Below are 15,563 nucleotides of genomic sequence, written 5' to 3'. Positions count from 1 at the left end.
GCGTCGCGCCCTACGCGTCGGCCCAGCTCTGCGCGGCGCCCGCATCCAGGGGCGCGTCCACCCGGCACACCACGCCCGACGGCGCGAAGGCGATCTCGACGGTGCCGTCGAGGTCGCGGGCGAGGTTGCGCTCGATGAGGCGCGAGCCGAACCCGCGGCGGCGGGGCACAGACACCGGCGGCCCGCCGATCTCGCTCCAGGTCAGGCGCAGGCGTGGTGCCGCGCCACCGTCCGCCGTCCGGCCGGTCTCGCAGCCGGCCCCGCGCCCGATCTCCCAGCCGATCTCCACATGGCCGGTGCGGTTGGACAAGGCGCCGTACTTGACCGCGTTCGTCGCCAGTTCCTGGAAGGCCATCGCGAGCGCCAGGGCCATGCGGGGCGAGAGCCGCACCTCCGGTCCGCCGGTCCGGAAGCGGCCGCCCGATCGGGGGTCGTAGGGGGCGATCGCCTGCCCGACCACGTCGGAGAGGTTGGCGCCGTCCCAGTTCTCGCGGGTGAGGACGTCGTGCGCCCGCGACAGCGCCAGCAGGCGGGTTTCCAGGGCGTCCTGCGCCTCCGCGGTGGTCGGCGCGTTGCGCAGGGTCTGGGTCGCGATCGACTGGACGGTGGCGAGCGTGTTCTTCACCCGGTGGTTCAGCTCGTCGATGAGCAGCCGCTGATGATCGGCCCAGCGCTTCTCCGCTGCCAGCGCCTTGATCAGGCGCTGCTCGCCGGTGCGCAGCTCGACGAGGCGGGCGCGCGCCTCGTATTGCCGCCGCCGGCCGCGCAACGCGGTGCGGACCACGCTGACGAGGGTGGTCGGATGGAACGGGCGCTCCAGGAAGGTGACGTTGCCGAGCACCTCGGACAGGCGCTGCGCAGCCGGGTTGCGCTCGATCCCGCCCCGTCCCGTGAGCAGAACGAAAGGAAGGTCGGACCAGGGCGGCTGGTTCGCCACCCAGCGGTTGATCCGGCTCAGGTCCGCATCGTGGACCGCCTCCTCGGCCAGGAGGACGAGCCCCGCTCCCTCCGCCATCCCGGCATGGAGCGCCGCGAGATCGCGGCAGACCGCCGAGGCGATCCCGGCCTCGCCGAGCAGCGCCGCCGCCAGCCCGGCATCCCGCCCGACCGGCGCCAGGATCAGCGCCCGCTCGGAACTCTCGACCTCCGGCATCAACTCAGCTCGGTTCCCAGCACGGCCTTGTCGATACCCACATAGGTCGGGATGCCGCGCAGGACGCCCTGGAACTCCTCGAGGGGCGCCCCGACGCGCAGGCCGGTCGAACCGATCCGGTACTCCCGGATGGTGTCCTCGTGGCTGCCCGTGCGCTTCTTTATAATCGAGATCGCGCGCCGGACCCGGCCGCCGGCCTCGAAATAGCGCAGCAGGACGACGGTATCGGCGAGATAGGTCACGTCGACGGGCGAACGCATGTCGCCCACCAGCCCGTGCTGGGCGACGGTGAGATAGGTGGAGCTGCCTCGGCGATTGAGGTACTGCAGCAGCTCGTGGATGTGGAGGATGAGCGCGTTCTCCTCCGGCATCGCGGCCTGGTAGCCGTTGAGGCTGTCGATGATCACGGTCTGCACCGCGTGCTCGTCGATGCAGACCCGGACCCGATGGCTGAACTCTCCGGGCGACAGCTCGGCCGCGTCAACCTGCTCGAGGAAGAGCCGCCCCTCGTCGCGCAGCGCCTGCAGGTCGTGCCCAAGGAGCCGCATGCGCTCGATCAGCAGCCCGATCTCCTCGTCGAATACGAACAGGGCGGCCCGCTCCCCGCGCGCGATGGCGGCCAGCGCGAACTGGAGAGCCACCAGCGACTTGCCGGTGCCGGCCGGCCCGAGGATCAGGGTGCTGGAGCCCTGTTCGATCCCGCCGCCGAGGAGGGCGTCGAGCTCGTCGACGCCGCTCGAGGCCCGGCCGCGCGCGAAGCTGGTCTTGTGCTCGAGGGCGACGAGGCGCGGATAGACGGCGACCCCGCCGGTCTTGATCGCGAAATCGTGGTAGCCGCCGCGGAAGCGCTGGCCCCGGTACTTCACCACCCGCAGGCGGCGGCGCTCCGCGCCGTATTCTGGTGCCAGCTCCTCCAGCCGGACCACGCCGTGCGCGACGCTGTGGACGGTCTTGTCGGCCGCGTCCGTGGTGAGATCGTCCAGCATCAGCACCGTGGCGCCGTGTCGGGAGAAGTAGTGCTTCAGCGCGAGGACCTGCCGACGGTAGCGCAGGGAGCCGCCCGCGAGCAGCCGGATCTCAGACAGGCTGTCCAGCACGATGCGGGCCGGTCGGTGCGCCTCGACCGCCTGGAAGATCAGCTTGGTGGTCTCGCCGAGTTCGAGGTCGGAGGAGTAGAGCAGGCTCTGCTGCTGGCCGGCGTCGAGCAGGCTCTCGGGCGGCACCAGCTCGAACACCGTAATCCGCGCGTCGTCGAGATCCCAGCCATGGGAGGACGCGCTCTCGGAGAGCTCCTCCCGGGTCTCCGACAGGGTAATGTAGAGGCCCGTCTCGCCGCACCGCGCGCCCTCGAGCAGGAACTGCAGGGCGATCGTCGTCTTGCCGGTCCCCGGACTGCCCTCCAAAAGATAGAGCCGGTCGCGGGCGAGGCCGCCGACGAGGATATCGTCCAGGCCGGACACGCCCAGGGCCGCCTTCGGCCTCGTTCCGGTAAGCGTAGCCATGGCAGCCGATTCTCTGCTCGCGCGGCGGACGGACCCGGCGATCCCGTCCCCGCGGACGGACCACGAATCCGCGGTTTTATGCAACCAGGGATTGTATCACCAACCCTCTGTGCCCTCCCTCCCTAAGGAAACGGTTGCGGGATGCCAAGTCGCAGGCCGGTCCGCCGGGGGCCCCGGGACTGGGACGCTTCGACGCCCGCCGGGGGGCGAGGTCGGGACAGATCCGCGCTGGCGCGAAGCCCCAGGCGGCGTCACGGACGAGTTCGAGCCGGCCGCGGCCGGACGCTCAGCAGCCGAGCCGGTCGGCGAGATCGGCGAGGTCCCGGGCCGCGTAGGTCACCGCCGTCGCCGGAGCCGTCTCGCCGCCCGCGGGGCCGTGCTCGCGCGGGCGGGCGACATGCGCGGTGACGAGGCCCTCGGCGGCGGCGGCCGCCAGGTCGTTCGAATGCGCCGCGACCATCACGGTCTCGGACGGCGCGAACCCGAGCGCCGCGACGGCGTCGCGGTAGACCCGCGGAACCGGCTTGTAGGCGCGGGAGAACCCCGCACCCAGGATCGCGTCGAACGGCAGGGCGTTGCGCCGGGCGAGGTCGACCATCAGGCGCACCGGGCCGTTCGAGACCGGGGCGAGGATGTATCGCGTGCGCAACCGCGCCAGCGCCTGCGGCACCTCCGGCCACGCGTCGAGCCGGTGCCAGGCCTGGACGAGATCGCGCGCGGCCTCCGCCGGAAGAGGGGCGAGGCCGAGCTGTGCCAGGACCGTGGCCAGGGATTCGCCGTGCAGCGTATCGAGATCGACGTAGGCGCGCGCCCCGGACCGGACCGCCTCCATGCCGGGCTGGTAGAGGGCCCGCCACGCATCCGCGAAGGCGCCCCCGTCCACGCCCGGGATCAGGCGCTCGGCCTCCCGGGCGACGCCCGAGCGCCAGTCGACCAGCGTCCCGAAGACGTCGAAGACGAGCGCGCCGACCGGCATCAGACCGCCTTCAGGCGCGTGCGCCGCACGAAGCCGACGATGTCCTTGACGGCGTCGAGCGTCGGCGCGGCGATCGCCTCGGCGCGCTCGGCGCCGTCGGCCAGCACGGCGTCGATATGGCCGGGATCGGCGCTGAGGCGCTTCATCTCGGCGGCGATGGGCGCGAGGCGCTCCACCGCGAGATCGACCAGCGCCCCCTTGAACGCGGAGAACTGCGCGCCGCCGTACTGGGCCAGCACCTGCTCGCGGGTGGTCTCGCCGAGCGCGGCGTAGATGCCCACGAGGTTGTCGGCCTCCGGGCGGCCGGCAAGGCCCGCCGTCTCGGAGGGCAGGGCGTCGGGATCGGTCTTGGCCTTGCGCACCTTCTGGGCGATGAGGTCGGCATCGTCCGTGAGGTTGATGCGCGAATTGTCGGAGGGGTCCGACTTCGACATCTTCTTCGAGCCGTCGCGCAGGGACATCACCCGCGCGGCCGGTCCCCCGATCAGCGGCTCGGTCACCGGGAAGAACGCCTCGCCGTGGCCGTGCGCCGCGATCGAGCCGGCGAAGTCGGTGTTGAACTTCTGAGCGATGTCGCGGGTCAGCTCGAGATGCTGCTTCTGGTCCTCGCCCACCGGGACGTGGGTGGCGCGGTAAGCCAGGATGTCGGCGGCCATCAGCACGGGATAATCGTAGAGCCCGATCGAGGCGTTCTCGCGGTCCTTGCCGGCCTTGTCCTTGAACTGGGTCATGCGGTTGAGCCAGCCGAGGCGGGCCACGCAGTTGAAGACCCAGGCGAGCTCGGCGTGCTGGGGCACTTGGCTCTGGTTGAACACGATCGATCGCGCCGGGTCGATCCCGGCGGCGAGGAACGCGGCGGTGACCTCGCGGATCTGGCCGCGCAACGCCTCCGGGTCCTGCCAGAGCGTGATCGCGTGCAGATCGACCACGCAGTAGAGGCACCGCGCGTCGCGCGCCTGCATCTCCACGAAGCGCTTGATCGCCCCGAGATAGTTGCCGAGATGCAGGTTCCCGGTCGGCTGCACGCCGGAGAAGACCAATTCCTCGAACGCGGCCATCGGCGCCAATCCTGGGACTCGAAAGAAGCCGGGCCCGTCGCCGGCCCGACGCGGCGGTACTGGCACCTGCGATCGGGACTGGTCAAGGATGGCGCGATGGGGGCGCGCCTCCGTGGCCCGGCCAATCTGAGGCTTATCGCGGACGGAGGTTTCAGTCTCATCGCAGTCGAACCGGGGAGCGGGCCCCGGTTCCGGTCCGCCAAATCAATCCTCGTCCGCGTCCGGCCGCGACATCGGCACGCCGCCGAACACCGTGATGCCCGAGACCATCCCGCGCGACCCCGCGCCTCGACATGAGCGCGCGGCCGCGGAAGCTGCGGAGATTGCAGAAGGCCTTTCCGCCCACGCAGGGCAACGACGCCAATGGCTCGCCGGCCGTGCAGCCCGGCCGCAGCGCCGACGGGAAGCGGGCGCTCCTCGCATAGCTGAAAGCGCTCCGATCCCGGCCGATGCGGGCCGGGGGCGTATGGCCGATACGCGGTCGACCGCGGCGCGCTAGGCTCCGGAGGCGCCGGGGCGGGCGCCCGCTCCGCCGGAGAGCGTCGCGCTCGGGCAGATATCGGCCAGCACGCAGGCGCTGCAGGCGGGCTTGCGGTGGTGGCAGATCCGCTGGCCGTGCAGCATCAAGATCTCGTGGTTGTCGTAGAGATCCTGCGCGCTCCAGTCGGCGGGCAGCTGCGCCCGCAGCACCGGGTGGGCGGGGCCGACATCGACCCGCGGGCCGATCAGGCCGAGACGCTGGGCGACGCGATGGTGGTGGCTGTCCACCGGCAGCGCCGGCATGCGCAGCACCGAGAAGGACAGCACGGCCGCGCTGGTCTTCGGGCCGATCCCCGGAATCGCCTCGAGCCAAGCCCGCGCCGCGTCGACCGGCATCGCGCCGAGGAAGCCGAGATCGAGGCAGCCTGCCCGCTCGGCGACAATGCGCAGCACCGCCTGGATCCGGGGCGCCTTCAACTCGGGCCAGGTGACGCCCGCGATCAGGGCCTCGACCGCCTCGGTCGGCGCCTCGATCACCGCCTGCCAATCCGGATAGCGGGCGCGCAGAGCCTTGAAGGCGCGGCCCGATTCCGCGTTTCGGGTGCGGTGGGACAGGAGCGAGGAGACGAGCTCGCTCAGCGGATCGAGGCTATGGAAATACGGGATCGGGCAGCCGTAGACCGGGCAGAGCCGCCGATGCACGGCGAGCGCCTTCTCCGACAGATCGACCCGCAGATCGGGCTCGACGCGGGATCCGGGTTTGCGCCGGGGCGCTTCGTGTCGCGAGAGGACGGCCATGACGGAGCGAATCCGCCCCGGCCATCCCGGGTTCCGGGCCGGGGCGCGACAGGTCGCCCCGGCCCGCCGCCTCAGCGCACCAGCGCGTAGATGTTCACGTCGAGCCTGTCGTCGGTCCCGTCCTTCAGATCGGTGAGGTATTCCTCAATGAACCGGTCTTGGACCATGACGTCCTTGGCATCGAGATAGGCGGTCAGGGTCTCGTAGGTGCCGTCGATCGACTCGTAGGAGCCGCGGTGGGGGAAGCGCAGGGCCTTGCCGCTCGGCGTAGTCCCGAAGCGGACGCCCTCGGCCTCCGGCTTCGCCTCGGCTCCCTTCGTTTCGGGCCCCCGAGAGTCCGGCACCTGCCGCACCGGGATCATCGCCTCGTACTGGAAACCGTCCTCCTCGGTACGGGTGAAGACCGCGAGCGGGCGCCCGGCGGGCGTTACGCCGAGCTTGGCGAGTTCGGCCTCGATGCGGGCGAAGCTCTGGCGCAGGCTCGGCACCGCCTCCTCCCATTTCGTCCGGCCCGCCAGGATCGCGGCGGGCTTGGCCGGAAGCGAGACCGCGTCGACGTCGTTGGCGTCTCCCGGCGCCTCGACCAGGGGCGGCCGGCTCGTGGCCGCCTGGGGTTTGGTGTCGGCGGGTGGCGCGGTCGGCGGCGCGATCGCCTTCTCGGGCGCCGGCGCGTTGGAGCGGGTCGGGTCCTGCGGCGGGTTCGGGGCGGTGGTCGTCGGCAGCGGGCTGGTCTCGGCCGGGGAGGGCGCCGTGGAGGGCGGCGGGGGAGGCTGCTGCTGGGCGAGGCCCGGCGAGAGACCGGCCGCCGTCAGGGCGAGGCCGGCGAGGAGCAGGGGACGAAAGCGGATCACGGATGCGCTCCGGCAGGGTGGGCGGCCGTCAGAGTAATGGGGCGGCGCGCTGAGCCGCCGCACCGTAATCGCGAAGCCGGTGCCCCGCGAGGGCGCCGAGGCCGCACTGCGTGCGAACTTCGCGCGATCGTCGCGCAATCGTGTGAGCGATCGTGCGCGCGACGCGGGCCGGAGCCGCACCGCGCGGGGTACCGGCCCCTCGCGCCGCGCGGCGGAGTTTGCCATATAGCCGGCGCGTCGCGCCGCGGCAGAGTCCCTCGCCCGAGCCGCCCGGAGGGGTTCGCCGCACCACGGGGTCTTTCGTGCCCTTGCCGAGACCGAGACCGTCAGAGAGAGCCCCCGCACCCGGCATGAGCGCACTCGCCCACAAACGATTCCTGAAGATGCATGGAGCCGGCAACGCCATCGTGGTGCTGGACCTGCGCGGCACGGATCTGCGCGTGGCTGCCGAGGAGGCGCGCGCCATCGCGGAGGACGCGCATTCGCGCTTCGACCAGCTGATGGTCGTGCACGATCCCGTGAGCCCCGGCACGGACGCCTTCATGCGGATCTATAACGCCGACGGCTCGGAATCGGGCGCCTGCGGCAACGGTACCCGCTGCGTCGCCTTCGCGATGTTCGATGACCCCGCCATGGCGCGCCCGGCCGAGGGCGGGCGCCTCACCCTGGAGACGGTCGCGGGCAAGATCGACGTGCGCCGCGTGGCCGACCGCTCCTTCACCGTAGATATGGGCCGGCCGCGGCTCGCCTGGAACGAGATCCCGCTGCGCGATCCCTTCCCCGACACCCGCCGGATCGAGCTGCAGATCGGTCCGATCGACGATCCGATCCTGCACTCGCCGGGCGCCGTCAGCATGGGCAACCCGCACGCGGTCTTCTTCACCGAACTCGACCCCGACACGTTCGACCTCTCGCGGATCGGGCCGCTGCTTGAGAACCACCCGATCTTCCCCGAGCGGGCCAACATCTCGATCGCCCAGGTCACCGGCCGCGAGGCGATCAAGCTCCGGGTCTGGGAGCGCGGGGCCGGGCTGACGCTCGCCTGCGGCACCGCCGCCTGCGCCGCGGTGGTGGCCGCCTCGCGCCTGAGGATGATCGGGCGCCAGGCGAGCGTCAGCCTGCCCGGCGGCACCCTGTTCGTGGAGTGGCGGGCCGACGACCACGTGCTGATGACCGGCCCGGTCTTCCTCGAGGCCGAGGGCACGCTCGCCCCGGAGCTGTTCTCCGGCGCGGCCTGATGCCGGTCGAGACGCTCACCTTCGGCTGCCGCCTCAACACCGTCGAGTCCGAGGTGATGCGCGGCGCCGCTGCCGGAACGGAGGACGATCTCGTCATCGTGAACACCTGCGCGGTCACGGCGGAAGCCGGGCGGCAGGCGCGCAAGGCGATCCGCCGCGTGCACCGGGAGCGTCCCGGCGCCACCATCGCGGTGACGGGATGCGGCGCGCAGGTCGAGACCGCCGCCTACGCGGCGATGCCCGAGGTCGCCCGGCTCGTCGGCAACGCCGAGAAGCTGCGCCCCGAAGCCTGGACCGCGCCGGCCTCCCGCATGGTCGGCGACGTGATGGCCGCGCGCGAGCAGGCGGGCACGCGCATCGACGGGCTCGCCGGGCACACCCGCGCCTTCGTGCCGGTGCAGAACGGCTGCGACCACCGCTGCACCTTCTGCGTCATCCCGTTCGGCCGCGGCCATTCCCGCTCAGTGCCGGTCGCGGCGGTTGTGGAGCAGGTGGCCCGCATCGTCGCGCAGGGCGGCCGCGAGGCGGTGCTGACCGGCGTCGATCTCACCGCCTACGGCCGGGATCTGGGAACACCGACCCTCGGCACCCTGGTGCGGGCGATCCTGCGGGGGGTGCCCGATCTCCAGCGGCTGCGCCTGTCGTCGATCGATTCGGTCGAGGCCGACGCCGACCTCGTGCGGGCCTTCGCCGAGGAGCCGCGGCTGATGCCCCATCTCCACCTCTCGCTCCAGGCCGGCGACGATCTCGTGCTCAAGCGCATGAAGCGCCGGCACGGGCGCGCCGACGCCATCCGCTTCTGCGCCGAGATCCGGCGGCTGCGGCCCGGCACCGTCTTCGGCGCCGACCTGATCGCAGGCTTTCCCACCGAGACCGAGGCGCAGTTCGCCCGCTCCCTCGACCTCGTGGAGGAATGCGGCCTGACGCACCTGCACGTCTTTCCCTACTCGCCCCGCCCCGGCACGCCGGCCGCCCGGATGCCGCCGGTCGCGCCCGAGGCGATCCGGGAGCGCGCCGCGCGGCTGCGTGCGGCCGGCGCCGCGGCGCTGCTGCGCCATCTCGACGGCGAGGTCGGCCAGGGACGCCGGGTGCTCGCCGAGCGCGGCGGCCTCGGCCGGACCGAGGCGTTCACCCCCGTGCGCCTCGCGGCCGAGCCCGGCGAGATCCACACGGTCACCATCGCGGGCCATGACGGGCGGACGCTGATTGCCGCCTGAGCCGGATCAGGCCAGCCCGCACCCCGCGAGGACCGACCGCATGTGGGGCGGCGGCGGCGCCTCGACCCGGATCGGATCGCGCTTCGGATAGAGCGGTAGCGCGAGCGCGCGGGCGTGCAGGTGCAGGCTGCCGCCGCGCGGCCCCGGCCCATAGATCGGATCGCCGAGGATCGGCCAGCCCGAGGCGGCGCAGTGGACACGGAGCTGATGGGTGCGGCCGGTGACCGGGTTCAGTTCGAGCCAAGTCCGGTTCGCCGCCCGGTCGCGCCCGAGCACGCGCCAGCGCGTCAGCGCCGGATCGCCCGCGGGATCGGCCTTCATCCACCACGAGCGCGGATCATCGGAGCGGCGGGCGAGGGCGAGGTCGATGCTGCCGGCTTCGGCCTCGGGTCCGCCCTCGACCAGCGCCCAGTAGGTCTTGTCCACCGCACTCGTGGCGAACAGCTTGCCGAGACGCGCCAGCGCCTTGGCGTGGCGCCCCAGCGCGAGGCAGCCCGAGGTGTCGCGGTCCAGCCGGTGCACAGCCTCGGGTCGGCGCGGCAGGCCGAAGCGGAGCGCGTCGAGATGGTCGGTCAGGGTCTCGCCGCCCTTCGGTCCCGGATGGACCGGTAAACCCGCCGGCTTGTCGATGACGAGCAGCAGGGCATCGCGGTAGAGCAGGCGTGCGCCTATGTCAGGCAGGATCGGGGCGGACATCCCCGTCCGCTAAACCATTTCGGCCCGCGCCGGTATCCGGCGCGCGCCATCGCCAAGGACGACACGATGAGCGAGGACAAGCCGGGCTGGTTCGGCCGCCTGTTCGGGCGCAAGGCCGCGCCGGACCCTGCCGAGGCGCCGACGGAGACCACCGCCTCGCCCGAGGAGGAGGTCTCGCCCGCGCCGGGCGCTTCGCCCGCAGAGGGGCAGCCCGACTTCGCCACGGGGGCCGACGACGTCGCGCATGTGCCGCCGCCGCCGGGCGAGCCGGATCCGGAGCACCCGGAGCGCAACGCGATCCCCGACGAGATCGAGGGCGCCGACCTGCAGCCGATCGAGGGCGCGGCCGAGACCCCGCCGGCCGGCACCGCCGGGGACGACCCGGACCGCGGCGCCGAGCCTGCCGACACCACGAGCCGGGCCCGCGAGCCCGTGGTCGAGCCCATCCCGGAGCCCGAGCCCGAGCCCGAGATCCAGCCCCTCGACGCCGCGGCCGCACTCGCCCACGATGCGGGCCCCGGGCCGCAGCGCGAGCCGGAGGCCCGCGGCTGGTGGAGCCGCCTCACCTCCGGGATGAAGCGCACCTCGACGGCGCTGTCCGACCGGGTGACCGGCCTGTTCACCAAGCGCAAGCTCGACGCGAACACCCTGGAGGATCTGGAGGACGCCCTGATCCAGGCCGATTTCGGCCTGGAGACCGCGACGCGGATCTCCGAGGCCGTCGGCAAGGGCCGCTACGAGAAGGGCATCTCGCCCGACGAGGTGCGGGCGATTCTGGCGACCGAGGTCGAGCGTGCGCTGGAGCCGGTGGCGCTGCCGCTGCGAATCGATACGGCGCACAAGCCCTTCGTGATCCTCACGGTCGGGGTGAACGGCGCGGGCAAGACCACGACGCTCGGCAAGCTCTCCCTGAAGCTGCGGGCCGAGGGGCGCAGCGTGATGCTGGCGGCGGGCGACACCTTCCGAGCGGCGGCGATCGAGCAGCTCAGGGTCTGGGGCGACCGCACCGGAACCCCGGTGGTGAGCGGGGCGCAGGGCGCGGACGCGGCGGGCCTCGCCTACGAGGCGCTGCAAAAGGCGCGGGCGGCGGGTACCGACGTGCTGCTGATCGACACCGCGGGCCGGCTCCAGAACAAGGCCGGGCTGATGGCCGAGCTGGAGAAGATCATCCGGGTGATCCGCAAGCTCGACCCGGAGGCGCCGCACGCCACCTTGCTCGTCCTCGACGCCACGGTCGGCCAGAACGCGCTGAGCCAGGTCGAGCTGTTCTCGCAGGCCGCTCCCGTCTCGGGGCTGGTGATGACCAAGCTCGACGGCACGGCGCGCGGCGGCATCCTGGTGGCGCTCGCGGCGAAGTTCGGCCTGCCGGTCCACTTCATCGGCGTCGGCGAGGGGGTGGAGGACCTGGAGCCCTTCGCGGCCCGGGACTTCGCCCGCGCCATCGCGGGTCTGGAGAAGGACTGAAGGGGCCGCTCGCTACGGCCGCCGTGCGATCCTATATCAGGCCCGCATGCAGATCGAATCCGTCCCCCCGCGCCGCCACCTCCCGCCGCTGCTCAAGCTCGCCCTCGAGATGGGGCCGCTGGTGCTGTTCTTCCTCGGCAACGCCTATTCCGAGCGCTTCGGAGTGGCGCCCGAGCAGAAGCTGTTCGTGGCGACCGGCGTGTTCGTCGCCGCGACCGTGGCGGCCCTGGCGGTCCACTACGCGCTGGTGCGGCGGCTGCCGATCATGCCGCTGGTCTCCGGCGCGGTGGTGATCGTGTTCGGGGGGCTGACGCTCTACCTGCAGGACAAGACCTTCATCATGGTGAAGCCCACCATCGTGAACACCCTGTTCGGCGTCGTGCTGCTGGGCGGCCTCGCCTTCGGCAAGTCGCTGCTCTCGGTGGTGCTTGATTCGATGTTCGCCCTGACCGAGGAGGGCTGGCGCAAGCTCACCTTTCGCTGGGGCCTGTTCTTCCTGGCGCTCGCCGTCTTGAACGAGGTGGTCTGGCGCACCCAGACGGAGGATTTCTGGGTGAACTTCAAGGTGTTCGGCATCATGCCGATCACCGTGCTGTTCGCCCTCGCCCAGACGCCGCTGCTGTCGCGCTACGAGCGCAAGGGATCCGGGGTCTGAGGCACCGCGCGCTCAGCGGGCCGCCGCGAGCTTGCCCGCCGCGCGGATCTTGCCCAGCACGGCCTCAAGGTTCTCGGGCGTGACGATGCCCACGAGCTTGTCGCGGATCACGCCGTCCGGGCCGATGATGAAGGTCTCGGGCACCCCGTAGACGCCAAAATCGATGCCGACCCGGCCGCTCTCGTCGCGGCCGACCGCCTGGAACGGCACGCCGTTGCGGGCGAGGAAGGCGCGGCCCTTCTCGGGCGCGTCCTTGTAGTCGATGCCGACGAGGCGGATGCCGGGCTCGCGGGCGAGCCGCATCAGCATCGGGTGCTCGATCTGACAGGGGGCACACCACGAGGCCCAGAAGTTCAGGACCGTGACCTGACCGCGGAAGTCGGCGCTCGACAGGCCGGGCACCGGCTTGCCTTCGTGGGCGAGGCCCGGCACCTCGGGCAGGGTGAAAGCCGGTGCCGGCCGGCCGATCAGAGCGGAGGGCAGGGCGGCCGGATCGACGCCCGAGCGCAGGCGCAGGAAGAAGACACCGGCCAGCACCGCGAAGGTGACGACCGGCAGGATCAGCAGCAGCGAGCGCGAGGCCGGCCGCGGGGTCTCGGCGCTCACCGGCGCTCCTCCCCGAACTGCCGCAGCGCCCGCTTCTGGGCACGCTGGTCGCGCAGGGCGTTGAGGACCAGCGCCCCCATCACCAGCGCCGTAAAGGCGTAGGCCCCGAGGATGAAGCCGGCGTGGTTTCCGAGATCCATGATCGGCGCCCTCAGAGCGCTTGGCCGAGGGGGAGGGGGCCCGACGCGGCCAGGGCGGGCCGGCCGGCATCGAGGCGCTCGGCCGCGCGGATCGTCAGCGTGCGCACCCGGCGCCGCATCACCTCGGTGCGCATGGCGTAGAGATGGAGCGTGCTGCTGCCCAGCGTCGCCGCGAGGATCATCACCAGGAGCGGGTAGAGCATCGACGGGTCGATGGTTGGGCCGCCCATGCGCAGGATCGAGGCCGGCTGGTGCAGCGTCGACCACCAGTTCACCGAGAACTTGATGATCGGCAGATTTACGGCGCCGACGAGGGTGAGGATCGCCACCGCGCGCGCCGCCCGGTTCGGCTCCTCCATCGTCCGCCACAGGGCGATGATGCCGCAATAGATCAGGAACAGGATCAGCATCGAGGTCAGGCGCGCGTCCCAGACCCAGTAAGTGCCCCACATCGGCTTGCCCCAGAGCGAGCCGGTGACGAGGCAGATCAGGGTGAAGGCCGCCCCGATCGGCGCACCGGCGCGCTGCGCCACGTCGGCCAGGGGATGGCGCCAGACCAGGGTGCCGATCGCCGACAGGCTCATGGCGCCGTAGACGAAGACGCCGAGCCACGCCGCCGGCACGTGGATGAACATGATGCGCACGGTCTCGCCCTGCTGGTAGTCGGGCGGCGCGACGAACCAGGACAGGTAGAGCCCGAGCGCGAGGCTCAGCACGGAGATCGCGGCGAGCCAGGGCACGAGCGCCCCCGACCAGCGCATGAAGTGGCTGGGATTGGACAGCCGGGTCCAGAGGGAGATCGGCTGCGGGATCGGCGTGGCCTCGGACATGCCCGACGCTTTAGCGCGGGGTGCGGTGCAGCATCAATGCGGGCCGAGGGCGCAGGGCGGGGCCGATCCCCAGGCGAGCCGCCGCCCGCCTCGCGCGGCGGGACCGGGGTCGTCAGGGGGCGTCGCCCAGGCGCCCGTGATCGCAGCGGCAGCGCCGCGGTCGCGGTCGAATGCGGGGGCGCCCCGGGCGGCCGAGGGTGGTCGCCCGCTACTCCGACCAGCGCAGGGCGGCGGCGGCCGCAAGGGTGCCGGTCACCGCCGCGATCAGGCTCAAGGCCGCCAGGATGGTGAGCGGCGTTCCGAACGGCACCGTGCCGCCCGAGGCCGATTCCGTCGCCGAGACACCGAAGATCAGGGTCGGCACCATCAGGGGCAGGACGAGGACCGCGAGGATCAGGCCGCCCCGCCGGATCGAGGCGGTGAGCGCGGCTCCGACCGCCCCCACGAAGGTGAGGGCCGGCGTGCCGGCGAGCAGCGTCAGCGCGGTGGCGCCCATCTGGGTGCCGTCGAGAGCGACGAGGAGGCCGAAGAGCGGAGAGGCCAGCGCCAGGGGCAGGCCGGTGGTCAGCCAATGCGCCGCGACCTTGGCGAGCACCACGAGTTCGAGGGGGACCGGGGCCGCGCTCATCAGGTCGAGGGAGCCGTCCTCGTCGTCGGCCTGGAACAGGCGGTCGAGGCCGATCAGCGTGGCGAGCACGGCCGCGAGCCAGAGGATGGCGGGGCCGATGCGCGCCAGCAGGTTGAGGTCCGGCCCCAGCGCGAAGGGCACCAGCGCCACGATCATCAGGAAGAAGACGAGCGAGAGCGCGCCGGAGCCGCCCACGCGGGCGGCGAGGGCGAGGTCGCGGGCGACGAGGGCGGAGAAGATCCGGATCACGCCCAGTCCTCCGCGTCGTGTGCGGGCAGAGACGCCACGGCGAGCGCCGGGGCGGCGATCGCGAGCTCCCGCGCGTTCTCCAGGCCGAGGGCCTGGTGGGTCGCCGCCACGACGAGGCCGCCGGCGGCCCGGTGCTCGGCCATCAGCCCGGCGAGCAGGGCCTGCGAGGCCACGTCGAGGGCGGCCGTCGGCTCGTCGAGGAGCCAGAGCGGACGGGCGCAGACGAGGAGCCGGGCGAGCGCCACGCGCCGCCGCTGCCCGGCCGAGAGATAGGCAACCGGCAGGTCGAGGGCGTGGCCGAGCCCAAGGCGCTCCAGGGCGGCGCGCGGCTCGAGGCTCGGATGGCCGAGCAGCGCGCGGGCGAAAGCGAGGTTCTCGCCCGCCGTCAGCGCCGCCTTCAGGCCGTCCCGGTGGCCGACCGCGTGCAGGCACTCGGGCAGGCTGGCCTCGCCGACATCCTCGGCGCGCACCGCGCCCGCGTCGGGGCGCAGCCGTCCGGCCAGGATCGCGAGCAGGCTCGACTTGCCGGCCCCGTTGCGCCCCGTGACCGCGAGCGCCTCGCCGGGCCCGAGGGCGAAGGACAGGCCGGCGAAGATGCGCCGGCCCGAACGGCGGCAGGCCAGATCCTCGACGCTCAGCCGCACACCGAACCCTCCCGGCGGCACCGCCGCCGCGCCGTCTCAATGCCCGATTGCGCGCCGGAACGGAACGGCGCAGTCTCGCGCAGCGGGCGCCGCGACGGGGATCGCGGCGGCTCGGCAGAGGATGGTGTCATCGGGATCGATCAGGAGAGGGCCATGCCGGGGACCGGACAGAGAGAGACTGCCGATCGCGGGCCGCGGAGCGAGGCGGAGGCCCGCGAGAGCGCCGACGCGGTCGCGGGGCTGCGCCTGGTCCAGGCCCGGCTCGCCCGCTGCAGCCCGACGGAGCGGGACGCCTACTGGGCGGCGGTGCGCCACTGCTTCGGGACGCCCGATCCGGCCCAGCCCTGAGCCGGCCAGGACCCGACGGCCGCCCGGTCG

17 protein-coding genes are annotated in these 15,563 nt (G+C 72.7%); 5 read left to right on the top strand and 12 right to left on the bottom strand.

Annotated elements, in window-relative coordinates; all coding sequences use genetic code 11:
* Positions 1–10 precede the first annotated feature (10 nt).
* The 6 genes from ACS5RC_RS10135 to ACS5RC_RS10110 form a co-directional block, all read right to left on the bottom strand.
* On the bottom strand, positions 11–1,153 hold the full coding sequence (locus tag ACS5RC_RS10135; protein WP_478343725.1) for a sensor histidine kinase: 1,143 nt from the start codon (positions 1,151–1,153) through the stop codon (positions 11–13).
* The gene (locus ACS5RC_RS10130) at positions 1,153–2,655 is read right to left on the bottom strand and encodes an ATPase domain-containing protein (RefSeq protein WP_478343724.1); all 1,503 of its coding nucleotides are present in this window, start codon (positions 2,653–2,655) and stop codon (positions 1,153–1,155) included. Before ACS5RC_RS10130 ends, ACS5RC_RS10135 begins: the two co-directional genes overlap by 1 nt.
* A gap of 286 nt (positions 2,656–2,941) precedes the next feature.
* Positions 2,942–3,631 carry a haloacid dehalogenase type II gene (locus ACS5RC_RS10125; protein WP_478343723.1) on the bottom strand — a complete coding sequence of 230 codons (690 nt, stop codon included), beginning with the start codon at positions 3,629–3,631 and terminating at the stop codon, positions 2,942–2,944.
* Complete coding sequence (gene trpS, locus ACS5RC_RS10120; protein ID WP_478343722.1) at positions 3,631–4,689, bottom strand: tryptophan--tRNA ligase; 1,059 nt, start codon at positions 4,687–4,689, stop codon at positions 3,631–3,633. Before trpS ends, ACS5RC_RS10125 begins: the two co-directional genes overlap by 1 nt.
* A gap of 495 nt (positions 4,690–5,184) precedes the next feature.
* On the bottom strand, positions 5,185–5,967 hold the full coding sequence (locus ACS5RC_RS10115) for an endonuclease III domain-containing protein (protein WP_478343721.1): 783 nt from the start codon (positions 5,965–5,967) through the stop codon (positions 5,185–5,187).
* Between the two features lie 71 nt (positions 5,968–6,038).
* On the bottom strand, positions 6,039–6,818 hold the full coding sequence (locus ACS5RC_RS10110; protein ID WP_478343720.1) for a GyrI-like domain-containing protein: 780 nt from the start codon (positions 6,816–6,818) through the stop codon (positions 6,039–6,041).
* Between the two features lie 350 nt (positions 6,819–7,168).
* Here ACS5RC_RS10110 and dapF point away from each other — a divergent pair, with 350 nt between their 5' ends.
* Both dapF and mtaB read left to right on the top strand, forming a co-directional pair.
* Positions 7,169–8,056: a diaminopimelate epimerase gene (dapF, locus tag ACS5RC_RS10105; RefSeq protein WP_478343719.1), complete on the top strand. Its 888-nt coding sequence runs from the start codon at positions 7,169–7,171 to the stop codon at positions 8,054–8,056.
* Positions 8,056–9,273 carry a tRNA (N(6)-L-threonylcarbamoyladenosine(37)-C(2))-methylthiotransferase MtaB gene (gene mtaB, locus ACS5RC_RS10100; RefSeq protein ID WP_478343718.1) on the top strand — a complete coding sequence of 406 codons (1,218 nt, stop codon included), beginning with the start codon at positions 8,056–8,058 and terminating at the stop codon, positions 9,271–9,273. The genes dapF and mtaB overlap by 1 nt, the downstream gene beginning before the upstream one ends.
* A 6-nt stretch (positions 9,274–9,279) precedes the next feature.
* Here mtaB and ACS5RC_RS10095 read toward each other — a convergent pair whose 3' ends face one another.
* On the bottom strand, positions 9,280–9,969 hold the full coding sequence (locus tag ACS5RC_RS10095; protein WP_478343717.1) for an RluA family pseudouridine synthase: 690 nt from the start codon (positions 9,967–9,969) through the stop codon (positions 9,280–9,282).
* 66 nt (positions 9,970–10,035) lie between these two features.
* Here ACS5RC_RS10095 and ftsY point away from each other — a divergent pair, with 66 nt between their 5' ends.
* Together ftsY and ACS5RC_RS10085 are read left to right on the top strand one after the other, a co-directional pair.
* The gene (gene ftsY / locus ACS5RC_RS10090; RefSeq protein WP_478343716.1) at positions 10,036–11,433 is read left to right on the top strand and encodes a signal recognition particle-docking protein FtsY; all 1,398 of its coding nucleotides are present in this window, start codon (positions 10,036–10,038) and stop codon (positions 11,431–11,433) included.
* A gap of 46 nt (positions 11,434–11,479) precedes the next feature.
* Positions 11,480–12,088 (top strand): septation protein A, encoded by a 609-nt coding sequence (locus tag ACS5RC_RS10085; RefSeq protein WP_478343715.1) that lies wholly within the window; start codon positions 11,480–11,482, stop codon positions 12,086–12,088.
* Between the two features lie 12 nt (positions 12,089–12,100).
* Here ACS5RC_RS10085 and ACS5RC_RS10080 read toward each other — a convergent pair whose 3' ends face one another.
* The 5 genes from ACS5RC_RS10080 to ccmA form a co-directional block, all read right to left on the bottom strand.
* Complete coding sequence (locus ACS5RC_RS10080) at positions 12,101–12,694, bottom strand: DsbE family thiol:disulfide interchange protein (protein ID WP_478343714.1); 594 nt, start codon at positions 12,692–12,694, stop codon at positions 12,101–12,103.
* Positions 12,691–12,834, bottom strand: a complete 144-nt coding sequence (gene ccmD / locus ACS5RC_RS10075) for a heme exporter protein CcmD (RefSeq protein WP_478343713.1) — start codon at positions 12,832–12,834, stop codon at positions 12,691–12,693. The genes ACS5RC_RS10080 and ccmD overlap by 4 nt, the downstream gene beginning before the upstream one ends.
* 11 nt (positions 12,835–12,845) lie before the next feature.
* Positions 12,846–13,664: a heme ABC transporter permease gene (locus ACS5RC_RS10070; RefSeq protein WP_478343712.1), complete on the bottom strand. Its 819-nt coding sequence runs from the start codon at positions 13,662–13,664 to the stop codon at positions 12,846–12,848.
* 208 nt (positions 13,665–13,872) lie between these two features.
* Positions 13,873–14,541, bottom strand: coding sequence for a heme exporter protein CcmB (gene ccmB, locus ACS5RC_RS10065; RefSeq protein ID WP_478343711.1), 669 nt, complete (start codon positions 14,539–14,541; stop codon positions 13,873–13,875).
* Positions 14,538–15,185 (bottom strand): heme ABC exporter ATP-binding protein CcmA, encoded by a 648-nt coding sequence (ccmA, locus tag ACS5RC_RS10060; RefSeq protein WP_478343710.1) that lies wholly within the window; start codon positions 15,183–15,185, stop codon positions 14,538–14,540. The genes ccmB and ccmA overlap by 4 nt, the downstream gene beginning before the upstream one ends.
* Positions 15,186–15,338: 153 nt before the next feature.
* On the opposite strand from ccmA, the gene ACS5RC_RS10055 reads away from it, so the two are divergent.
* A complete protein-coding gene (locus tag ACS5RC_RS10055; RefSeq protein WP_478343709.1) occupies positions 15,339–15,533 on the top strand; it encodes a hypothetical protein in 195 nt (64 codons plus the stop codon).
* Positions 15,534–15,563 lie beyond the last annotated feature (30 nt).

The organism is Methylobacterium sp. HJ2, assembly GCF_056431005.1.
This window is presented reverse-complemented; position numbering and strand designations above follow the sequence as displayed.

Coding starts and splice junctions, on each gene's coding strand:
- ACS5RC_RS10135 (WP_478343725.1), bottom strand. CDS start 1,153: ATGCCGGAGGTCGAGAGTTCCGAGCGGGCGCTGATCCTGGCGCCGGTC.
- ACS5RC_RS10130 (WP_478343724.1), bottom strand. CDS start 2,655: ATGGCTACGCTTACCGGAACGAGGCCGAAGGCGGCCCTGGGCGTGTCC.
- ACS5RC_RS10125 (WP_478343723.1), bottom strand. CDS start 3,631: ATGCCGGTCGGCGCGCTCGTCTTCGACGTCTTCGGGACGCTGGTCGAC.
- trpS (WP_478343722.1), bottom strand. CDS start 4,689: ATGGCCGCGTTCGAGGAATTGGTCTTCTCCGGCGTGCAGCCGACCGGG.
- ACS5RC_RS10115 (WP_478343721.1), bottom strand. CDS start 5,967: ATGGCCGTCCTCTCGCGACACGAAGCGCCCCGGCGCAAACCCGGATCC.
- dapF (WP_478343719.1), top strand. CDS start 7,169: ATGAGCGCACTCGCCCACAAACGATTCCTGAAGATGCATGGAGCCGGC.
- mtaB (WP_478343718.1), top strand. CDS start 8,056: ATGCCGGTCGAGACGCTCACCTTCGGCTGCCGCCTCAACACCGTCGAG.
- ACS5RC_RS10095 (WP_478343717.1), bottom strand. CDS start 9,969: ATGTCCGCCCCGATCCTGCCTGACATAGGCGCACGCCTGCTCTACCGC.
- ftsY (WP_478343716.1), top strand. CDS start 10,036: ATGAGCGAGGACAAGCCGGGCTGGTTCGGCCGCCTGTTCGGGCGCAAG.
- ACS5RC_RS10085 (WP_478343715.1), top strand. CDS start 11,480: ATGCAGATCGAATCCGTCCCCCCGCGCCGCCACCTCCCGCCGCTGCTC.
- ccmD (WP_478343713.1), bottom strand. CDS start 12,834: ATGGATCTCGGAAACCACGCCGGCTTCATCCTCGGGGCCTACGCCTTT.
- ACS5RC_RS10070 (WP_478343712.1), bottom strand. CDS start 13,664: ATGTCCGAGGCCACGCCGATCCCGCAGCCGATCTCCCTCTGGACCCGG.
- ACS5RC_RS10055 (WP_478343709.1), top strand. CDS start 15,339: ATGCCGGGGACCGGACAGAGAGAGACTGCCGATCGCGGGCCGCGGAGC.